Annotated in this window: 19 protein-coding genes, 1 tRNA gene, 1 other RNA gene and 1 riboswitch; of the genes, 15 read left to right on the top strand and 6 right to left on the bottom strand. The window is 66.1% G+C overall.

The genetic code is table 11. The features are described from left to right. Positions 1-6: 6 nt before the first annotated feature. On the top strand, positions 7-1,437 hold the full coding sequence (locus LTV02_RS19650) for a glycosyltransferase family 39 protein (RefSeq protein ID WP_233041341.1): 1,431 nt from the start codon (positions 7-9) through the stop codon (positions 1,435-1,437). A gap of 357 nt (positions 1,438-1,794) precedes the next feature. Here the strand turns inward: LTV02_RS19650 and hisN are convergent, their stop codons facing one another. Then, positions 1,795-2,580: a histidinol-phosphatase gene (gene hisN / locus LTV02_RS19645; protein WP_067716259.1), complete on the bottom strand. Its 786-nt coding sequence runs from the start codon at positions 2,578-2,580 to the stop codon at positions 1,795-1,797. A gap of 69 nt (positions 2,581-2,649) precedes the next feature. Continuing rightward, a complete protein-coding gene (locus LTV02_RS19640) occupies positions 2,650-3,243 on the bottom strand; it encodes an NADPH-dependent FMN reductase (protein ID WP_233041340.1) in 594 nt (197 codons plus the stop codon). 156 nt (positions 3,244-3,399) lie between these two features. On the opposite strand from LTV02_RS19640, the gene LTV02_RS19635 reads away from it, so the two are divergent. The 11 genes from LTV02_RS19635 to ssrA all read left to right on the top strand — a co-directional run bounded on the left by LTV02_RS19635 (position 3,400) and on the right by ssrA (position 12,236). Next, positions 3,400-4,257, top strand: coding sequence for a helix-turn-helix domain-containing protein (locus LTV02_RS19635; RefSeq protein WP_233041339.1), 858 nt, complete (start codon positions 3,400-3,402; stop codon positions 4,255-4,257). A gap of 190 nt (positions 4,258-4,447) precedes the next feature. Next, a complete protein-coding gene (gene prfB, locus LTV02_RS19630; protein WP_233041338.1) occupies positions 4,448-5,572 on the top strand; it encodes a peptide chain release factor 2 in 1,125 nt (374 codons plus the stop codon). A 6-nt stretch (positions 5,573-5,578) separates the two neighbouring features. Further along, complete coding sequence (locus LTV02_RS19625) at positions 5,579-6,436, top strand: mechanosensitive ion channel family protein (protein ID WP_233041337.1); 858 nt, start codon at positions 5,579-5,581, stop codon at positions 6,434-6,436. Next, positions 6,423-6,590: a hypothetical protein gene (locus LTV02_RS19620; protein ID WP_233041336.1), complete on the top strand. Its 168-nt coding sequence runs from the start codon at positions 6,423-6,425 to the stop codon at positions 6,588-6,590. The genes LTV02_RS19625 and LTV02_RS19620 overlap by 14 nt, the downstream gene beginning before the upstream one ends. Before the next feature lie 57 nt (positions 6,591-6,647). Beyond that, positions 6,648-7,337: a cell division ATP-binding protein FtsE gene (ftsE, locus tag LTV02_RS19615; protein WP_067715922.1), complete on the top strand. Its 690-nt coding sequence runs from the start codon at positions 6,648-6,650 to the stop codon at positions 7,335-7,337. Further along, entirely contained in the window at positions 7,337-8,242 is a 906-nt protein-coding gene (ftsX, locus tag LTV02_RS19610; protein WP_067715920.1) for a permease-like cell division protein FtsX, read from the top strand. The genes ftsE and ftsX overlap by 1 nt, the downstream gene beginning before the upstream one ends. Before the next feature lie 112 nt (positions 8,243-8,354). Continuing rightward, positions 8,355-10,448, top strand: a complete 2,094-nt coding sequence (recQ, locus tag LTV02_RS19605; protein WP_233041626.1) for a DNA helicase RecQ — start codon at positions 8,355-8,357, stop codon at positions 10,446-10,448. A gap of 219 nt (positions 10,449-10,667) precedes the next feature. Further along, positions 10,668-10,743: transfer RNA gene (locus LTV02_RS19600), tRNA-Glu, on the top strand. Positions 10,744-10,862: 119 nt separating this feature from the next. Beyond that, positions 10,863-10,927, top strand: a riboswitch (guanidine-III (ykkC-III) riboswitch). Between the two features lie 12 nt (positions 10,928-10,939). Next, positions 10,940-11,254 carry a DMT family transporter gene (locus LTV02_RS19595; protein ID WP_233041335.1) on the top strand — a complete coding sequence of 105 codons (315 nt, stop codon included), beginning with the start codon at positions 10,940-10,942 and terminating at the stop codon, positions 11,252-11,254. 48 nt (positions 11,255-11,302) lie between these two features. Further along, positions 11,303-11,779, top strand: coding sequence for an SsrA-binding protein SmpB (gene smpB, locus LTV02_RS19590; protein ID WP_067715914.1), 477 nt, complete (start codon positions 11,303-11,305; stop codon positions 11,777-11,779). An 84-nt stretch (positions 11,780-11,863) separates the two neighbouring features. Continuing rightward, positions 11,864-12,236: a transfer-messenger RNA gene (gene ssrA / locus LTV02_RS19585) on the top strand. Between the two features lie 48 nt (positions 12,237-12,284). On the opposite strand, the gene LTV02_RS19580 is transcribed toward ssrA, so the two are convergent. Next, entirely contained in the window at positions 12,285-12,497 is a 213-nt protein-coding gene (locus LTV02_RS19580; RefSeq protein ID WP_233041334.1) for a DUF5302 domain-containing protein, read from the bottom strand. A gap of 225 nt (positions 12,498-12,722) precedes the next feature. Here LTV02_RS19580 and rnhA point away from each other — a divergent pair, with 225 nt between their 5' ends. Next, positions 12,723-13,595, top strand: coding sequence for a ribonuclease HI (gene rnhA, locus LTV02_RS39680; protein ID WP_408639377.1), 873 nt, complete (start codon positions 12,723-12,725; stop codon positions 13,593-13,595). On the opposite strand, the gene LTV02_RS19570 is transcribed toward rnhA, so the two are convergent. Both LTV02_RS19570 and LTV02_RS19565 read right to left on the bottom strand, forming a co-directional pair. Next, a complete protein-coding gene (locus tag LTV02_RS19570) occupies positions 13,578-14,630 on the bottom strand; it encodes a glycerophosphodiester phosphodiesterase family protein (protein ID WP_233041333.1) in 1,053 nt (350 codons plus the stop codon). The two genes, rnhA and LTV02_RS19570, sit on opposite strands and share 18 nt — an antisense overlap. Positions 14,631-14,690: 60 nt before the next feature. Further along, entirely contained in the window at positions 14,691-16,373 is a 1,683-nt protein-coding gene (locus tag LTV02_RS19565) for an ABC-F family ATP-binding cassette domain-containing protein (protein ID WP_233041332.1), read from the bottom strand. Between the two features lie 102 nt (positions 16,374-16,475). Between LTV02_RS19565 and LTV02_RS19560 the strand changes: the two genes are divergently transcribed. After that, positions 16,476-16,724 (top strand): CopG family transcriptional regulator, encoded by a 249-nt coding sequence (locus LTV02_RS19560; protein WP_233041331.1) that lies wholly within the window; start codon positions 16,476-16,478, stop codon positions 16,722-16,724. Beyond that, positions 16,721-17,182: a PIN domain-containing protein gene (locus LTV02_RS19555; protein WP_233041330.1), complete on the top strand. Its 462-nt coding sequence runs from the start codon at positions 16,721-16,723 to the stop codon at positions 17,180-17,182. Before LTV02_RS19560 ends, LTV02_RS19555 begins: the two co-directional genes overlap by 4 nt. Positions 17,183-17,245: 63 nt before the next feature. Here LTV02_RS19555 and LTV02_RS19550 read toward each other — a convergent pair whose 3' ends face one another. Beyond that, complete coding sequence (locus tag LTV02_RS19550; RefSeq protein ID WP_233041329.1) at positions 17,246-17,935, bottom strand: DUF899 domain-containing protein; 690 nt, start codon at positions 17,933-17,935, stop codon at positions 17,246-17,248. Positions 17,936-17,998: the final 63 nt, after the last annotated feature.

The following is a 17,998-nucleotide window of genomic DNA, read 5'->3' as shown; positions in this document are numbered from 1 at the left end:
GACGGAATGTACTGGGTGGGCGGAAGTTTCGCGGTTCTCCTGCTGGTCTACGCGGATCGCTACGGCTATCACCGCGACGAGCTGTACTTTCTGGCCGCTGGACGGCGCCTCGACTGGGGTTATCCGGATCAGCCGCCCGTGGTTCCGCTGCTCGCCCGCGCCATGTCGTTCCTGGACGCGGATTCCTTGACGCTCCTGCGCCTCCCGGCGATCGCGGCGGCCGTACTGGTCGTGCTGTGCGCCGGCTGGCTGGCACGCGAATTCGGGGGCGGTCGGCTCGCGCGGACCCTCGCCGCCGCGGCGGTGGCCTCGGCCGCTCTGCTGATGGGGGCCGGGCATCTGCTCGGCACAACGATTTTCGATCTGGCGGTGCTCTCGCTGATCGTGCTGCTGGTACTGCGGCTGCTGCGCCCGGAAACCGATCGGCGCTGGTGGCTGGCCATCGGGGCATTGGCGGGACTCGGTTTGCAGATCAAGGCGCTCACCGCGATCCCATTGCTGTTGCTGGCCTTGGCCTTCGTGCTGATCGGACCGCGGAAGATATTCGCCACCAGATACTTTCCCCTGGCAGTCGGCCTGATGACGCTGATCGCGCTGCCCTATCTGGTGTGGCAGGCGCGAAACGGCTGGCCGCAATGGGAATTGAGCCGCGCCATCGCGGGCGGATCCTCGGGCACCTCGAGTTCCCGTGCCGAGTTCGTCCTGCTGCAGTTCGGCCTGATGGGTCCATTGCTGGTGCCGCTGTGGATATTCGGACTGTGGTGGCTGTGGCGGCGGCGTGACTATCGCGGCTTCACCCTCGCCTACCTGCTGCTGTTCACCGTCTACCTGCTCACCGGCGGTAAGGCGTACTACCTCGGCGGCATGTATCCCTTGCTGCTCGCCGCCGCCGCGACCGGCCTCGAAACGGGGTTGGCGGGACATCGAATCCGAATCGCCGCACTGGGTTCCGTGATCACGGTCAATGCCGTGGCCTGCGCGGTGCTCTTCCTGCCGGTGCTCCCGGAAACCGCGCTGGCCGGCTCCCCGGTGCTCGACGTCAATTACGACGCGGGGGAGACCATCGGCTGGCCGCAGTACGTTCGCCAGCTCGCCGACGCCCGCGCCAGCGTCGCCCCCGGCGCTGAAATCCTCACGGCCAATTACGGAGAAGCGGGCGCCGTGGAGCGCTTCGGCTCCGAATATCGTCTGCCTGCACCGCGCAGCCCGCACAACTCCTACTGGTGGTGGGGCCCGCCGGTGGATAACCGGCCGGTGCTCGTGGTGGGCATGGACGAGCCTCGAATCACACTGTTCTGCAAGGATTTTAAACTAGTCGTTCACCTACGTAATGAGTTCGACATACACGCCGACGAGCACGACGCGCCGGTGTATCTATGTAGCCAGCCGAAGGATTCATGGGCTGAATTGTGGCCTGGACTGCGACGACTGGGATAGCCACGGTGCACGCTCGGATTCATAGGATGACATGTCAAAAGTGCTGTCCTCCACAGTGATTCGCAACATGGTGAAGTTTGTATAACAGGACTTCCATGCGGTTATTTCGTAACGGTTACGGCAACTGTCAAGGGCCACTACGTTTTTCGACGAGGCGAAAGGAGGATTGCTCATGTTGTCAGGACTCGTCTCTGTGGTAACCAGTCTGCTCAGTGGTCTCGTCGGTGTTCTCATCGGAAGCCCGGGCGGAGGCTCCGGCTCGGCCTAACGAGCTCGAATACGAAGGAGCACCCCCCGTGTGTACGACGGGGGGTGCTCTCTCGTTATACCGGAATCTCGGACCGGCAGGCCGGTGGATCAGGCGGACAATGCCGCCAGCACCTGGTCCTGCAAACGGGAATTGGTGGCCACCGCGCTGCCGCCGTGCGGCCCGGGCACGCCGTCCAGGGAGGTGAAGGTACCGCCGGCCTCGCGGATCAGAATGTCGAGCGCGGCCATATCCCACAGCGACAGTTCGGGTTCGGTGGTGATGTCCACCGCGCCCTCGGCCAGCAGCGTGTAGCCGAAGAAGTCGCCGTAGCCGCGCACCCGCCACACCTCGTCGGTCAGGACGAGGAGCTTCTCCCGCCGCCCGATGGCCCGCCAGCCGGACAGGCTGGAGATGGCCAGGCTGGCCGCGCCCAGCTCCGCCACCGCCGAGACCGAAATCGGTTTGGCCGCACCCTTTTCGAAGCTGGTGAAGGCGCCCGCGCCAGCCGCCGCCCACCAGCGCCGCGACAGTGCCGGGGCGCTCACCACGCCCACCACCGGCACGCCGTCCTCCAGCAGCGAGATGAGCGAGGCCCAGACCGGCACGCCGCGCACGAAGTTCTTGGTGCCGTCGATCGGATCGATCACCCACTGGCGGCCGGTGAATTCGGCATCGCCGCCGAATTCCTCGCCCAGCACCAGGTCGCCGGGGCGCTCCGACTTCAGGATGTCCCGGATCTCCCGCTCCACCGCCAGATCGGCATCCGAGACCGGGGTCAGATCCGGCTTGGAGTCGATCTTCAGGTCGAGCGCGCCGAACCGGTCGCGGGTGATGGCGTCGGCGGCGTCGGCCAGCCGCAGGGCGAGTTCGAGATCTTCGGAGTAGGCGCTCACCGCCGACACGTTAGTGCCTGTCAGTGAACATTGCGTGACGGCAGCGAACTCCGGGCATCCCGCGCCTTCTCAGGCGGGAACGGCCTGCTTACGGGCGGCCGCGAGGGCGCCCGCCCACCAGTGCAGCTGCTCGAGCATGCCGCGCGCCGCGGCCTCCGGACCGGTCGGCTCGATCGGCTGCCCGTCCTGGTCGAATAGCAGGAAATACCGGGGGAACGCCACGTACCCCTGCACGGTGTGCGCGTGCAGCTCGCCGAACACCTGCCGCAGATGCTCCATCGCCAGGATGCCGCCGCTGCCGCCGCCGTATCCGACGAAACCGATGGCCTTGTGATTCCACTGGGTGAAGTGCCAGTCGATAGCCGTCTTCAGCGATGCCGGGTAACTCCGGTTGATATCCGGGGTGACGACGATGAAGGCGTCGGCCGCCGCCAGGCGCTCCGAAAGCTCCTCGGTGCCGGCCGGGCGCACCGGATTCGGCTCCATCAGCGGCGACACCGCGGGCAGCGCGTGCGGCAGCGGGTAGTCGGCCAGATCGATGACGTCGACGTCGAATTCGCCGTACTTGCGGGCCTGTTCGGCCGCCCAGTTCGCCACCACCGGACCGAACCGCCCTTCCCGGACGCTGCCGATGACCACCGCGAGACGAAGAGTGTTGCTCATGGGACTGCTCCTTCGAGAGTGCACCGCGGCCCCGCCGGCCGCTCGGGAACTACGTTGCCGCGCCGGAAGAAACGGAGGGAGACCATCTCGAGGGTGGTAGTGACAGGGATACCCTCGGCCCTGATTTCGCCTGCCCGGGCTTGTTACCTTCGAATGGTGAGCGACAACGAGCTGGGACTCTTCCTGAGATTGGGCCGGGAAGCGGTCAGGCCCGCCGAGGTCGGGCTGTCCGCCGGAGCGCGCCGCCGCACGCCCGGCTTGCGTCGTTCGGAATTGGCCACCCTGGCCGGCGTCAGCATCGAATATCTGACCCGCCTGGAACAGGGCCGTGACCGCAATCCGTCGCCGCAGGTGCTCTCCGCCCTCGCCGACGCCTTGCTGCTGACGCCCGCTCAGCGCGTGCATCTGCTCCGCCTGGGCAAGGCCTCCGATCCCAGCTTCAATTGCCTTGGCGGCCAAGGTCCGAACCGTATGGTGCGCCCGGCGGTGCGGGCGATCCTCGAGCAGTTGGAGCCCGCGCCCGCCGCGCTCATGAACCGGCTCAGCGAAATCCTGGTCTGCACAGCGGGTTACGAGCGGCTCTTCGGTCCGATCGGACTGCTCGACAATGGCCTGCCGGGCAATTACGCCCGCTACGTACTGACCGATCCGCGGGCGCGCGACGCCTACCCCGATTGGGAACACAAGGCGGACAAGGTGGTCGCGACCCTGAAGCAGGGGCCGGGCCGCGCCGATCCGCAGGTGCGCGAACTCATCGACGAACTGACCGTGCTGGTCGGCCAGGAGTTCACCCATCGCATGGAGACGATTCCGGGCCTGCCCGATACCAATGGGGTCGGGCGGCTCACCCATCCCGAGGCGGGACCTTTGCGCCTGGCGTACGAGACCCTCGAACTCTCGGCCGATGACGACCAGTTCGTCATGATCTACCTCCCGGCCGACGATGCAACCGCCGTGGCCTTGGACCGACTAGTCGGTCGCCGTCCCGGCGGACTGCGCGCCGTCGCCGGTTGAATTCGGGACCAGGGATTTGGTGAGAATCGGGGTAACTCCCCGGGGACGGCCGGGACCGGTTCGGCTCTCAACCGCCGGCACGCGTCGACGACGGGAGACGGCACTCGGCCGGGCGCTGAAGTTTCGGGGAGGCGGGGGAGCACTTTGCCGCGCGCTGAAGTCCCGGAGAGGCGGGGTAATCTTGAACACCGTGCATCCTGACGTCTCTGCTGACCTGGCTGAACTCGACACGACTCTGAAGACTGTCGAGTCCGTGCTCGACATCGACGAGCTGGCTCGTCGTATCGACGAGCTCGAGCACCAGGCCGCGGACCCAGAGCTGTGGAACGACCAGGAACACGCTCAGAAAGTGACCAGCGAGCTCTCGCACGCGCAAGCGGAGCTGCGCCGCGTGCGGGATCTCCGGCAGCGTCTCGAGGACCTGCCGGTGCTGTACGAATTGGCCGAGGATGAAGAAGGCGACGCGCGCACGCAAGCCCTCGCCGACGCCGATGCCGAGCGTTCTTCGCTGCACGCCGACATCGAAGCCGTCGAGGTCCGCACCCTGCTCGCGGGCGAGTACGACAAGCGTGAAGCGCTCGTCAACATCCGCTCCGGCGCGGGCGGCGTGGACGCCGCCGACTGGGCTCAGATGCTCATGCGCATGTACGTGCGCTGGGCCGAACGCCACAAGTACCCGGTCGAGATCTACGACACCTCCTACGCCGAAGAGGCGGGCATCAAATCCGCCACCTTCGCCGTCAAGGTGCCGTACGCCTACGGCACCCTCTCGGTCGAGATGGGCACGCACCGGCTGGTGCGCATCAGCCCGTTCGACAACCAGGGCCGCCGCCAGACCTCCTTCGCCGAGGTCGAGGTGCTGCCCGTGGTCGAGACCACCGACCACATCGACATCAACGAGAACGAAGTCCGCGTCGACGTGTACCGCTCGTCGGGCCCGGGCGGTCAGTCCGTCAACACCACCGACTCGGCGGTCCGCCTGACCCACATTCCGACCGGCATCGTCGTCACCTGTCAGAACGAGAAATCGCAGCTGCAGAACAAGATTTCGGCCATGCGGGTGCTGCAGGCCAAGCTACTCGAGCGCAAGCGGCAGGAGGAGCGCGCCCAGATGGACGCGCTCAAGACCAACGAGGGCGCGAGCTGGGGCAACCAGATGCGTTCGTACGTCTTGCATCCCTACCAGATGGTCAAGGATCTGCGTACCGCCTACGAGGTCAACAACCCCACCGCCGTGCTCGACGGCGATCTCGATGCTTTCATCGAGAGCGGCATCCGCTGGCGTATGCGGGAGCAGCAGACAACCCAGGGGTAACGCTTTATGAGTTCGATTCTCGCCGCCGGCACCGGAGCCGATCTAGGTAATTGGGTCCGGTCCAGCGGACTCGAGATCGTCCTGTTGATCGTCGGCGCGATGCTGTTCAGCCGCGCGGCAACCTTTGTGCGCGACCGGATCACGCGCAAGATCGACGCCACCTTCCGCTCCAGCGATTCGCTGGTGCGGTCGGAGGCGGCCAAGCATCGGCACGCGCTGGCCCAGGTCGTCACCTGGGTGGTGCTGTCCATCGTGTACTTCCTGGTCGGTCTGGAAGTCTTGCAGCGCTTGGGATTCCAGCTGACCGGTCTGGTCGCGCCCGCCGCGGTGCTCGGTGCCGCGCTCGGTTTCGGCGCCCAGCGCATCGTGCAGGATCTGCTCGCCGGATTCTTCCTGATCACCGAAAGGCAGTACGGCTACGGCGATGTGGTGCGCATCGCCGTCACTGGATCGGCTCAGGACGCGGAGGGTACGGTCGAGGACGTCACGTTGCGCATCACGACCTTGCGCAGCGCCGACGGCGAAGTGATCACCGTACCGAACGGCCAGATCGTGAAAGTGACCAATCTGTCGAAGGATTGGGCGCGTGCGGCAATCGACGTGCCCGTCCCCGCGACCGCCGATATCAACAAGGTCAACGAAGTCCTGCACGACGTGGGCGCCAAAGCCTTCGCCGATCGCAAGTTGAAGACGCTGCTGCTCGACGAACCCACCGTGATGGGTGTCGAAGATCTCACCGTCAACCAGATGAACATCAAGATGGTGGCCCGGACACTGCCGGGCAAACAGTTCGAAGTCGGGCGGGAGCTGCGCGTGCGAGTCGCCGCTGCACTACGCCGGGAGGGTCTCAGTGAAAACACGTAAGTCCACGGCGATCCTGCTCACCGTGTGGATCGCCACGTTCGTGCTGTACCTGTTCGTCAAGCCCGATACACAGAGCACCACCGACTACACCCCGATCGTCAACACCATGCTCAGCAACCATCTGCCTGGCACAGCTGAGCCATCCGCCCGCTAACGGCGTGTCTGCGCGGCGCGGCCGGGTAACGGTCAGGTCTCGGTACACTCGGACCTCGTGATTAGCCTGCGGAGTGTCAGTAAGGCGTACCCGACCTCGACGCGGCCCGCGCTGGACAATGTCTCCGTCGACATCGGAAAAGGCGAGTTCGTTTTCGTGATCGGACCGTCCGGCTCCGGCAAGTCGACCTTCATGCGTCTGCTGCTCAAAGACGAGAAGCCGACCACCGGAGAAGTCTGGGTGGCCGATTTTCGAGTCGACAAGCTACCGGGCCGCAAAGTCCCGAAACTGCGTCAGCGCATCGGCTGCGTGTTCCAGGACTTCCGGCTGCTGCAGCAGAAGTCGGTGGAACAGAATGTGGCGTTCGCGCTGGAAGTGATCGGTAAGTCGCGGACCTTCATCAATCGCGCCGTGCCCGAGGCGCTCGACATGGTCGGGCTCTCGGGCAAGGCCGACCGGCTGCCCAGCGAGTTGTCGGGCGGTGAGCAGCAACGCGTCGCGTTGGCCCGGGCCTTCGTGAACCGGCCGCTGGTGCTGCTGGCCGACGAACCGACCGGCAACCTCGATCCGGAGACCAGTCAGGACATCATGACGCTGCTGGAACGCATCAATCGGACCGGCACCACGGTGGTGATGGCCACCCACGACAACACCATCGTCGACGCCATGCGCCGGCGCGTGGTGGAACTCGATCGCGGCCGCCTGGTCCGCGACGAGGAGATGGGCGTGTACGGGGTGGGCCGGTAATGCGCGTCGGATTCCTGTTCAGCGAGGTCTTCACCGGCCTGCGCCGCAATATCACCATGACCATCGCCATGATCCTGACCACGGCGGTCTCGCTGACCATGCTGGGCGGCGGGCTGCTGGCGGTGCGCATGGCGGACAAGATCGAGGACTACTACGTACAGCGGGTGGAGATCCGGCTGTACCTGGACGACGAGGTCTCGCGCACCGATCCGGACTGCACCGCCGATACCTGCAAGACGCTCATGGCCGACCTGAAGAAGCATTCGGATGTGGCGAGCGTGCAGTTCGTGAACTCGGCGGACGCGGTGAAGGAGGTCAAGGAGACCACCTTCAAGGATCAGCCGGGGCTCGCGGACGAAGTGAGCAAGGACGGGCTGCCGGCCTCGTTCCGGGTGAAGCTCGACGATGTCACCAAGTACCGGTCCATCTACGACGACTTCGCCAAGCGGCCGGGCGTCATGACGGTGCTCAACGATATGGACATCGTGGACCGGCTGGTGAGTTTCTTTGTCGGACTGCGGAATGCGGCGTTCGGGCTGGCGGCTCTGCAGGCCATCGCGGCATTGTTGTTGATCGCCAATATGGTTCACGTGGCCGCCATGGCGCGCAAGACCGAGGTCTCGATCATGCGATTGGTCGGCGCGACCCGCTGGTACACGCAGCTGCCGTTCCTGCTGGAGGCGGTGCTGGCCGCGCTGGCCGGTGCGGTGCTGGCGGTGGGCGGGTTGTTCGTGGCGCAGCCGCTGGTGATCAACCGGGCGCTGGGCAGCCTGTTCAACGATCAGGTGCTGCCGCGCATCACCGGGGACGACATCGCGACCGTGGCGTTGATCGTGACTCCGGTGGGTATCGGGTTCGCGGCGTTGACGGCCTATCTGGCGTTGCGCTTCTACGTGCGAGAGTGAGTCGGCGTGTCGGTGCGCGAAGTTGGCAACGGCTGGATCGGTGTCTGCCGGTGTCCGTAGGATTGCCGGCGTGAGCGCACCGGAGGTCGAGGCCGTCAACCGCAACGCGACCCTGGGGTCCGCCGAAAGTGATGCGGCGCACCAGGTTCTGCGTAAGACGTTCGGCTATGACAGTTTTCGCGGGCCGCAGCGGGAGATCGTCGAACAGGTGATCTCCGGCGGCGACGCGCTGGTGCTGATGCCGACCGGTGGCGGTAAGTCGCTCTGCTATCAGATCCCGGCTTTGGTGCGCGACGGCGTGGGCGTCGTCGTGTCACCTTTGATCGCGTTGATGCAGGACCAGGTCGATGCGCTGAACGCGGTCGGGGTGCGGGCCGGATTCCTCAACTCCACCCAGTTCCCCGACGAACGGCGCACGGTGGAGGCGCAATTCGTGGCGGGGGAGCTGGACCTGCTCTACCTCGCGCCCGAGCGACTGCGACTGGAGTCCACGGCGGCGCTGCTGGACAAGGGCAAGATCTCGCTGTTCGCCATCGACGAGGCGCACTGTGTATCGCAGTGGGGCCACGACTTCCGGCCGGACTATCTGGCGCTGTCCATGCTGCATCAGCGCTGGCCGGACGTGCCGCGCATCGCGCTCACCGCGACCGCCACGGCGGCCACCCGCAAGGAGATCGCGGAACGGCTCGACCTGGTGTCGGCCAAGCATTTCGTGGCCAGCTTCGATCGGCCGAACATCCAGTACCGGATCGAGGGAAAGAACCGGCCCGAACAGCAACTGCTGTCGTTCATCCAGAACGAGCACGCGGGGGAGGCGGGCATCGTCTACTGCCTCTCGCGCAATTCGGTCGAGAAGACCGCGGCGTTCCTGTCCGCCAATGGCGTGGCGGCCGTGCCGTATCACGCCGGGCTCGACAATCGGGTGCGCGCGACGAACCAGGCGCGGTTCCTGCGGGAGGACGGACTGGTGGTGGTCGCCACCATCGCCTTCGGCATGGGCATCGACAAACCGGATGTGCGCTTCGTCGCACATCTGGATCTGCCCAAGTCCGTCGAGGGCTACTACCAGGAGACCGGTCGCGCGGGCCGTGACGGTCAGCCCTCCACCGCCTGGATGGTCTACGGCCTCAGCGACGTTGTGCAGCAACGCAAGATGATCGACATGTCCGAGGGCGACGCCATGCACCGGCGGCAGCTGCAGCTGCACCTGGACGCCATGCTCGCGCTCTGCGAAACCGTGGAATGCCGGCGCACCCAGCTGCTGGCCTACTTCGGTCAGGAGGGCAAGGCGTGCGGGAACTGTGATACCTGTCTCAATGCTCCCGAGGCCTGGGACGGCACCGTGCCCGCGCAGAAGGTGCTCTCCACCATCCTGCGGTTGAAGCGCGAACGCGGGCAGAGCTTCGGCGCGGGGCACATCGTCGACATTCTCATCGGCAAGCGAAACCCCAAGGTGGAGCAGCACGCCCATCACGAGCTCAAGGTCTTCGGCATCGGCACCGAACTGCGCGATATCGAATGGCGGGGCGTGGTGCGGCAGTTGCTCGCCCAGGGGCTGCTGGCCGTGCACGGCGATTACGGTGTGCTGACGCTCACCGAATCCAGCAACGAGGTGCTGTTCGACGGCCGGCAGGTCAAGCTCCGCCGCGAACCCGAACGCGCCAAGACCACCCGGACCGCCAAGTCCGCCAAGGCTTCCCGGCCCGCCGCCGACCTCGCGCCCGGCGACTCCGACCTGTTCGAGAAGCTGCGCGCCTGGCGTGCGGCCACCGCCAAGGAACAGGGCGTTCCCGCCTACGTCGTCTTCCACGACGCCACCCTGCGCGAAATCGCCGCCCGCAAACCGGGCTCGCTCGCCGACCTCGGCACCATCTCCGGCATCGGCGAGAACAAGCGCGCCAAGTACGGCGAGGGTGTGCTCGAGGTCATCGCCGAAGCGGGCGGCGGTGCGGGTTCCGCTGGCGCCCCGCCCGCTGCCCCGGCTCCGGCCGCGGTGAAAACCGCAGCGCCCCGGCAGTCTTCGCGTTTCGGAGACGCCGCGCCCGCCCCGCGCCCCGCCGCCGCATCCGCCACTTCACGCCCGGCCGCCGCACCCGCTGCCGCGCGACCCACCCCGACCGCCGCGCCCAGCTTCTCCGCCGATGACATCCCGTGGCCGGATGAAGTGCCGCCCGACTTCGACGAGCTGCCGCCGGACTATGCGTAAGACGAGCTGCCGCCCGGCTACGGGCAAGTCGAGCTGCCGCCGGACTGTGCGCAACCGGACGCGGACTCGCGTAAGTGGACTGCCGGGTGGTGCGTGAGCGGCTGCGCGGCTGTGCGCAATCGACCTCGGGATGGCCGTTAGCCAGCGGATTTGGTGGCTGGGCGCTCGCGCGATAAGCTTTCGGAGCTGCCGCGGTCCACGGATCGCAGTAAAGCTCCTGGTCCCGTCGTCTAGCGGCCTAGGACGCCGCCCTCTCAAGGCGGTAGCGCGGGTTCAAATCCCGTCGGGACTACCAAGAAAGGCCCCCAACTTCGGTTGGGGGCCTTTCTCGTTCTCCCGCAACACTTCTCGCGAGTGGAGACCGAACTCACCACCGGGGAATTTGCCCGGCTTGCCGGGCGTTTACAATGGTGGAAGTGGTTCCTCGATGGAACCCCGGACGATGGAGCCGTACCCGGTCAGCGACAAGACGGCCTCTCAGGAGGCTCGTCATGTACTGGATCGTCCTGCTCGCCTCGGGCGTCTTCGAAGCCGTATGGGCCACCGCCCTCGGCAAGTCCGAAGGTTTCACCCGCCTCGCCCCCTCGCTCGTGTTCGGTATCGCCCTGCTCGCCAGCATGGCCGGCCTCGCCTACGCCATGCGCGGCCTGCCGGTCGGCACCGCCTACGCGGTCTGGGTCGGCACCGGCGCGGTCCTCACCGTCGCCTACGCCATGGCCACCGGGACCGAGCCGGTCTCCGCGCTCAAGATATTGCTGCTCGGCGGCATCGTGGCCTGCGTGATCGGTCTCAAAATCATCGCCTGACCCGGCCTCGGAATAAATGGCTGGCCCTGACCGATAATGTTGACCGTTATGAAGGAGAAGGGGCGCAAGGCCATCGCGACCAACCGCAAGGCGCGGCATCTGTACTCGATCCTGGACACCTACGAGGCGGGAGTCGCGCTGGTCGGGACCGAGGTCAAGAGCCTGCGTGAAGGCAAGGCATCGCTCGTCGACGCCTTCGCCACCATCGACGACGGTGAAGTCTGGCTGCGTGGCCTGCACATTCCCGAGTACGGCAACGGCAGCTGGACCAATCACACGCCGCGCCGCAGCCGCAAACTGCTGCTGCACCGGCGCGAGATCGACAAGCTGGTCGGCAAGACCAAGGAGTCCAGCCTCACCCTGGTCCCGCTGTCCATGTACTTCTCCGACGGCAAGGTCAAGGTCGAACTCGCCCTCGCCAAGGGCAAGCAGGAGCACGACAAGCGCCAGGACCTGGCTCGTCGCACCACCGAACGCGAGATCACCCGCGAGCTCGGCCGCCGCATCAAAGGCATGCGCGGTTAATGGGATGATCCGCTGTTTGCTCGGTGTTACTATGGGTGGCCCGGTGAGAGCCGGGTAGTTCATCTGAATCAGGTGAAACAGCTCGGGGCTGAACGGTTTCGACTGCGTACGTTGATTCAGGGGAAGCGTGTCGGTGCAGGCAGGAGACCACCGTATAAGCGTCGCTGTAACCCTATAAGCGCCGATTCCAATCAGCGCGACTACGCTCTCGCTGCCTAAGCAACGAAGCGTGTCTGTCAGCCCGGGTTCGCCCTCGACCCGGTCCCTGGCATCAGCTAGAGGGCTTTACTGTCCGTCGCGGCCGCGGCGGCGGACAGGACATCTAACAGCGGCTGGGATCGTCATCTCGGCTTGTTCGCGTGACCGAGAGATCCGAGCAGAGGCATAGCGAACTGCACACGGAGAAGCCCTGAAAATGCGGCGGAGGACCCGGGTTCGATTCCCGGCAGCTCCACTGAGAAGGCCCGGTCCACCAGGACCGGGCCTTCGTCGTTCGCGCTAGCGCTTACCCGCCGGCCCGGCGACGGAAGGTGCGCTTGCCACCCGCCTGAGTGTGCGCGCCGCGGACCTTCCCGCCATTGTGATACGAACCGCCTGCCGACGCGTGGCCGTTCTTCCGCTCGAGTGCTTCCCGGAACTTCCGTCTGGTCGCCTCCTCCGGCGACTCCGTACCTTCGCCCGCGAGATTCTCAGCGGGGACTTCATTTTCATCGGCCATCGGTCCACCCTATCGGTCCTAGGATCGAAAGATGGTCCTCACCGACCGGGTTGCGCGGGGAGTGGTGATCGCAATCCTGACCGTGGAAAGGTCGCGCCGCACAGCATCTCGGAGGCCTACGCTCGGTTCGCCGACAGGGCGTGAGCGGCGGAGCGCCGGGGTTGGAATTGGGTGCGGCGTTCGATTTGGGCATCGCCGTCGAGTCCGGACGCCTACCGTTGGAGCATGACGGGTGGGGAGCGGATCGTCGAAATCTTCACGGATGGGGCATGTTCGGGGAATCCGGGGCCCGGCGGCTGGGGCGCGGTGCTGCGGTATGGCGAGGCCGAAAAGGAGATCTTCGGCAGCGAACCCGGCACTACGAACAATCGGATGGAACTGACGGCGGTGATTCGAGCGCTGGAGGCGTTGAAACGGCCGGCTTCGGTACGTATCTGGTCCGACAGTCAGTACGTGGTGATGGGGGCGCGAGACTCGCTGCCGACTTGGCGCGGCAATGGATGGCTGACCAAAGGCAAGAAGCCGGTCAAGAACATCGATCTGTGGGAGAAGCTGGACGAGCTGGCGCAACCGCACACCATCGAATGGGTGTGGGTTCGCGGCCACGACGGTCATGTCGACAATGAACGAGCCGATCGACTGGCGGTCCGAGGCGCACAGGAGGCCGCGCAGCTGCCGGCTACGGCTCCGGTGTCGCCGAGGACCGAACTTCCGTACCACCCTTCGGATCTCTTCGGTGTTCGCGAGGAGCCGTCACGCGAAACCGGCGACGGCGGCAGCGATGCTCCCAGCGCTGTTGCGCAACCCAGGACGTACTCGGAGGATGCCGAGCTGTGCCGACACGAGCTGTCCTACGGCCAGTGCGATTACTGCAAGGCTCTTCCGCCGGGCGTGCTGCCTCGCGGTTATCGGACCCGGGGTGGACGTGCGTACCACAACGATCAGCGGTGCAAATGGCTGCTCGAGGGACAGCGGCAGTCCTACCGGCAGGGGAAGAACGTGCACGAGATCGTCCAGATCAGTTGGCACGCAGTCGATCCCGTGGAGTTGCAGCCCTGCGAGTGGTGTTGTGATCCGGGCTCAGTGGCAGGGCGGTAGCCGGAAGCCGTACTCGGACAGGATGGTCCGCAGCAGGTCCGGGCGGTTGGTGATGAGGCCGTCGACGCCCAGATCGATGAGGGCGGTCATGGTGGGGTGATCATCGACCGTCCAGGGCACTACGCGCATTCCGTGCCGGTGGGCGGCATCGACGAGTTCCTTTGTGGTGAACGGCTGATACCCCGGGTCCGCTATGGAGCCGTCCTGTGGATCGCCATGCACCGGGGATACTGCGTCGGCGCCGAAAGATGCTGCGGCGGATACGTATTTCTCCTGTAGCGAGCCTGGGAAATCGTCTATGTCTATGCCGCCCAGCCAGGGGGAGGCGCCTGGTTCGTTTGCCTTGAGAAACTGCTGTCCGCTGGTGAGGGCGACCAGCGGGAGTTCCGGTGCGACGCGGCGCATCAGCATGAGTGCGGCCCAGTCGAAACTTTGAATGGTGACCTGACGGGTCATTCCCGCTTTCCGGACTTCGTCGGCAACGACATTCACGAACTGCTCGCGAGACGCGGTCTGTTCGGGGGCGGCGGCTTCCACTTTGGTCTCGACATTGAGCATCACATCGTCGGCGCGGCGTGCGCGCACCAGGTCGAAAACCTCTGACAGCAGCGGCATTCGGGATCCCGGGGCGGTGCGCTGAGCAGGGAAGGCTGCCAGGGACTTCGAGCCACAGTCGATGGTGCGGACCTGGGCGAGGGTCAGGTTGCGGATGTATTTGGTGCCCGGAAGGTAGGGGAAGTCGGGATCGTTGGGCGTCGCGGGGGCGGTGTCGATGCACTTGTCGGGACTGGGATCTCGGTCGTGGGTGACTACCGCGTACCCGTCCGAGGTGAGCTGGACGTCCAGTTCGAGGGTGGTGACGCCGAGTTCGAGGGCATTCGTGAAGGCCGGGAGGGTGTTCTCGACCATCAGCGCGGCGCCGCCCCGGTGTGCTTGCAGGTCGAAATCGCGACCGGGGCCGTCGGCGGTGGCGGGTGCGGCCGTGAGTAGCGCGGCGGCGAGCAATGCCGCCGCCGCGGTTGCTCCGGTGCCCATGCCTTCGATGGTGCGGGCGTGGGCCTACCTGCGGGTGGCCGGTGGGTGAAAAGTTCGGGCTCAGCGGGCGCGCTGCACGCGCTGCTCGTCCCAGACCGGCGTATCGCTTTCGTAGACGGCGCCGTCGGAGCCGAAGACGAGGAAGCGGTCGAAGCCGCGGGCGAACCAGCGGTCGTGGGTGACGGTGACGACCGTGCCGGCGAAGCCCGCGATGCCGTGTTCGAGGGCTTCGGCGGAGTGCAGGTCCAGGTTGTCGGTGGGCTCGTCCAGGAGCAGCATTGTCGCGCCGGACAATTCGAGCAGCAGGATCTGCATGCGCGCCTGCTGGCCGCCGGACAGGTCGTCGTAGCGTTGTTCGGCGGCGCGGGCGAGCTCGTAGCGGTCCAGGACCCGGGTGGCGGCTTCGCGGCCCATACCGTCGCGGTGCTCGTCGCCCATGTGCATGATCTCGAGCAGGGTGCGGCCGGAAAGGTCGGGGCGGGAATGGGTTTGGGCGAAATAGCCGGGGCGGACCCGGGCGCCCAGTGCCGCGGTGCCGGTGTGCGGGACGGGAGCCAGGTTCAGGCTCTGGATCGGCAGGTGTTCGGTGCCCGGATCGGTTCCGCCGGCCGCGAGCAGCCGCAGGAAGTGGGATTTGCCGGAGCCGTTGGAGCCGAGCACCGCGACGCGATCGCCGTACCAGATCTCGGTGTCGAAGGGTTTCATCAGGCCCGTGAGACCGAGCTGGGTGCAGACCAGTGCGCGTTTGCCGGTGCGGCCGCCGTGCAGGCGCACGGTGACGTTCTGCCGCAACGGGATCGCCTCGGGCGGGCCCGCTTCCTCGAACTTGGCCAGGCGGGTCTGGGCGGCGTGGTACCGGGCGGCGACGCCATCGTTGAACTTGGCTTTCTCGCGCAAGCGCAGCACCAGGGCGCGGAGTTTGGCGCGATCCTCGTCCCAGCGCCGGCGCAGTTCGTCCAGGCGCGCGTTGCGATCTTCCCGCGCCTGTTGATAGCTCGCCAGCCCGCCGCCGTGCACCCACGCGGTCGCGCCGTTGACGCCCGGTTCCAGGGTCACGATCCGGGTCGCCGCGTTCGCGATCAACTCCCGGTCGTGGCTCACGAACAGCACCGACTTGCTCGACTCCGCGATGGTCCGCTCCAGCCACTGCTTGCCCGGAACATCCAGATAGTTGTCCGGCTCGTCCAGCAACAGCACCTCGTCGGGCCCCGCGAACAGCGCCTCCAGCACGATCCGCTTCTGCTCGCCCCCGCTCAGCGCACTCGCCGCCCGCCACTTGGCCCGATCGAACGGCACCCCCAGCGCCGCCATGGTCACCTTGTCCCAGAACGCCTCGAACTCGTACCCGCCGACATCCGCCCAATCCGACAGCGCATGCGCGTACTTCAACTGCGCCGGCTCCGAATCATCCTCGATCAACGCGTTCTCGGCGTCATCCAACGCCCGCGCCGCCCCCTTGATATTCGCCGGCGACACCTCCAACAACAGATCCCGCACCGTCGACTCATCCCGCACCTGCCCGATGAACTGCCGCATCACCCCCAGCGACCCCGACCGTGTGACCGCCCCCTCATCCGCGACCGCATCCCCCGCAATGATCTTCAAAAGCGTCGTCTTCCCGGTCCCATTGGGCCCGATCAACGCCGCCTTGACCCCCGCCCCGATCCGAAACCCCACCCCACCCAGCAGCTGCCGCCCATCGGGCAGGAAGTACTCGACCTCACTGACGTCAATGTGACCCACCCACCCAGCCAACCCGCTTCCCGCGGGCAACACAAATCAATATGCCTGCGTGGCGGCGGTGATCGTGCTGCCAGCAAGGCGCATATATGCCACAATACTCATATGTCACTGAAGCGCACCATGGTCTACGCCGACGCCGATGATCTAGCGGTAATCAAGGATGCGGCCGCGCGGAGCAATGTCAGTGAGGCCGAGATCATCCGCAATGCCATCCATTTGGCGGCGATGCGGGTGCGCCGTCGATCGGAGCCGTTGCGGCTGAGGCGATTTGCCAGCGGTGATCCGACGCTCGCCGAGCGGGTCGATGACTACCTGGCCGACGACTTCGGCGGCGATTCGGAGCGACCATGATGCCTGGCGTCGAGGGGGTCGGGATCGTTGTCGCCGACACCTCGGGATTGATCGCTGCGTTCGATACTTCCTCGCCGGAAAGCGACGGAGCCTTCCGCGTGCTCGAGGAGGCGGGGCTGGTGGTGCTCTCGCCGCTCGCGCTGGCCGAGATCGATCACGTGGCGCGGCGGGTGCTCGGCCGGCGCATTGCGATCGAGATGATCGAGGACCTCGCAATGCAGGCGCGCACACCGCATTTCGAGATCGCCTCGATCACGTCGGACATACTGGACCAGGCGAATGCCGTTCGTCGCCTGTATCCGGACCTGCATCTGGATCTTGCGGACGCAGTCCTCGTCGCTCTCGCTGCCGAATACGAAACCGACGCCGTGCTCACCCTCGATCGCCGGGATTTCCGGGCGCTCACGCCACTGACCGAACACAAGGCGTTTCGCGTGCTGCCCGACGACTTGCTCTGAGCCGCCGGGGCTTACGGGCAGTGTCGGGGCCCTACCGGCGACGGGACCCGGTGCGCTGTGGGTTCAGGCGTTCGGGTCGCCGTAGGCGGCGGCTATGTCTTTGGAGGTGGACCAGCGGCTGTAGGTGGGGGATTGGGGCCAGCCGGTGGGGGAGTCTTGCCATTCTTCCTGGCGGCCGTAGGGGAGGAGGTCGATGAGGGGGAAGGAGTGGCTGAGTTGTTCGGTGCCGCGGCCGTTGGTGTGCCAGGTGCGGTAGACGGTGTCGTTGTGGCGGAGGAAGACGTTGACGGCGAAGCCGGCGTCGGGTGGGGCGCCTACGTCGGCGCCGAAGGGGCTGTTGGCGGTGGAGTACCAGGTCATCTTGTTGCCTACGCGGCGTTTGTAGGCGAGGGCTTCGTCGATGGGGCCCTGGGTGACTATGACGAAGCGGGCGTCGTAGTTGTCGAGGAATTCGAGGCGGGTGTACTGGGAGGTGAAACCGGTGCAGCCGCCGCATTGCCATTGCTCGCCGGGGAACCACATGTGGTTGTAGACGATGAGCTGGGATTTGCCTTCGAAGATATCGGCCAGGCGGATGGGGCCGTCTTCGCCTTCCAGGGTGTAGTCGGGCAGTTCGACCATGGGGAGGCGGCGACGCTGGGCGGCGATGGCGTCGAGTTCGCGGGTGGCGGCTTTCTCGCGGATACGGAGCTGGTCGAGTTCGTGCTGCCAGGTGGCGGCGTCCACGACGGGCGGGAGTGCTGGGGTGCTCATGAGGTCCTCCTGTCGGCGTCCACAGAGTGGGGGCTGTAGGGGTAGACGGCGGCCGCGGAGCGA

This window comes from Nocardia yamanashiensis, from assembly GCF_021183565.1.
Taxonomy (GTDB): Bacteria; Actinomycetota; Actinomycetes; order Mycobacteriales; family Mycobacteriaceae; genus Nocardia; species Nocardia yamanashiensis.
This window is presented reverse-complemented; position numbering and strand designations above follow the sequence as displayed.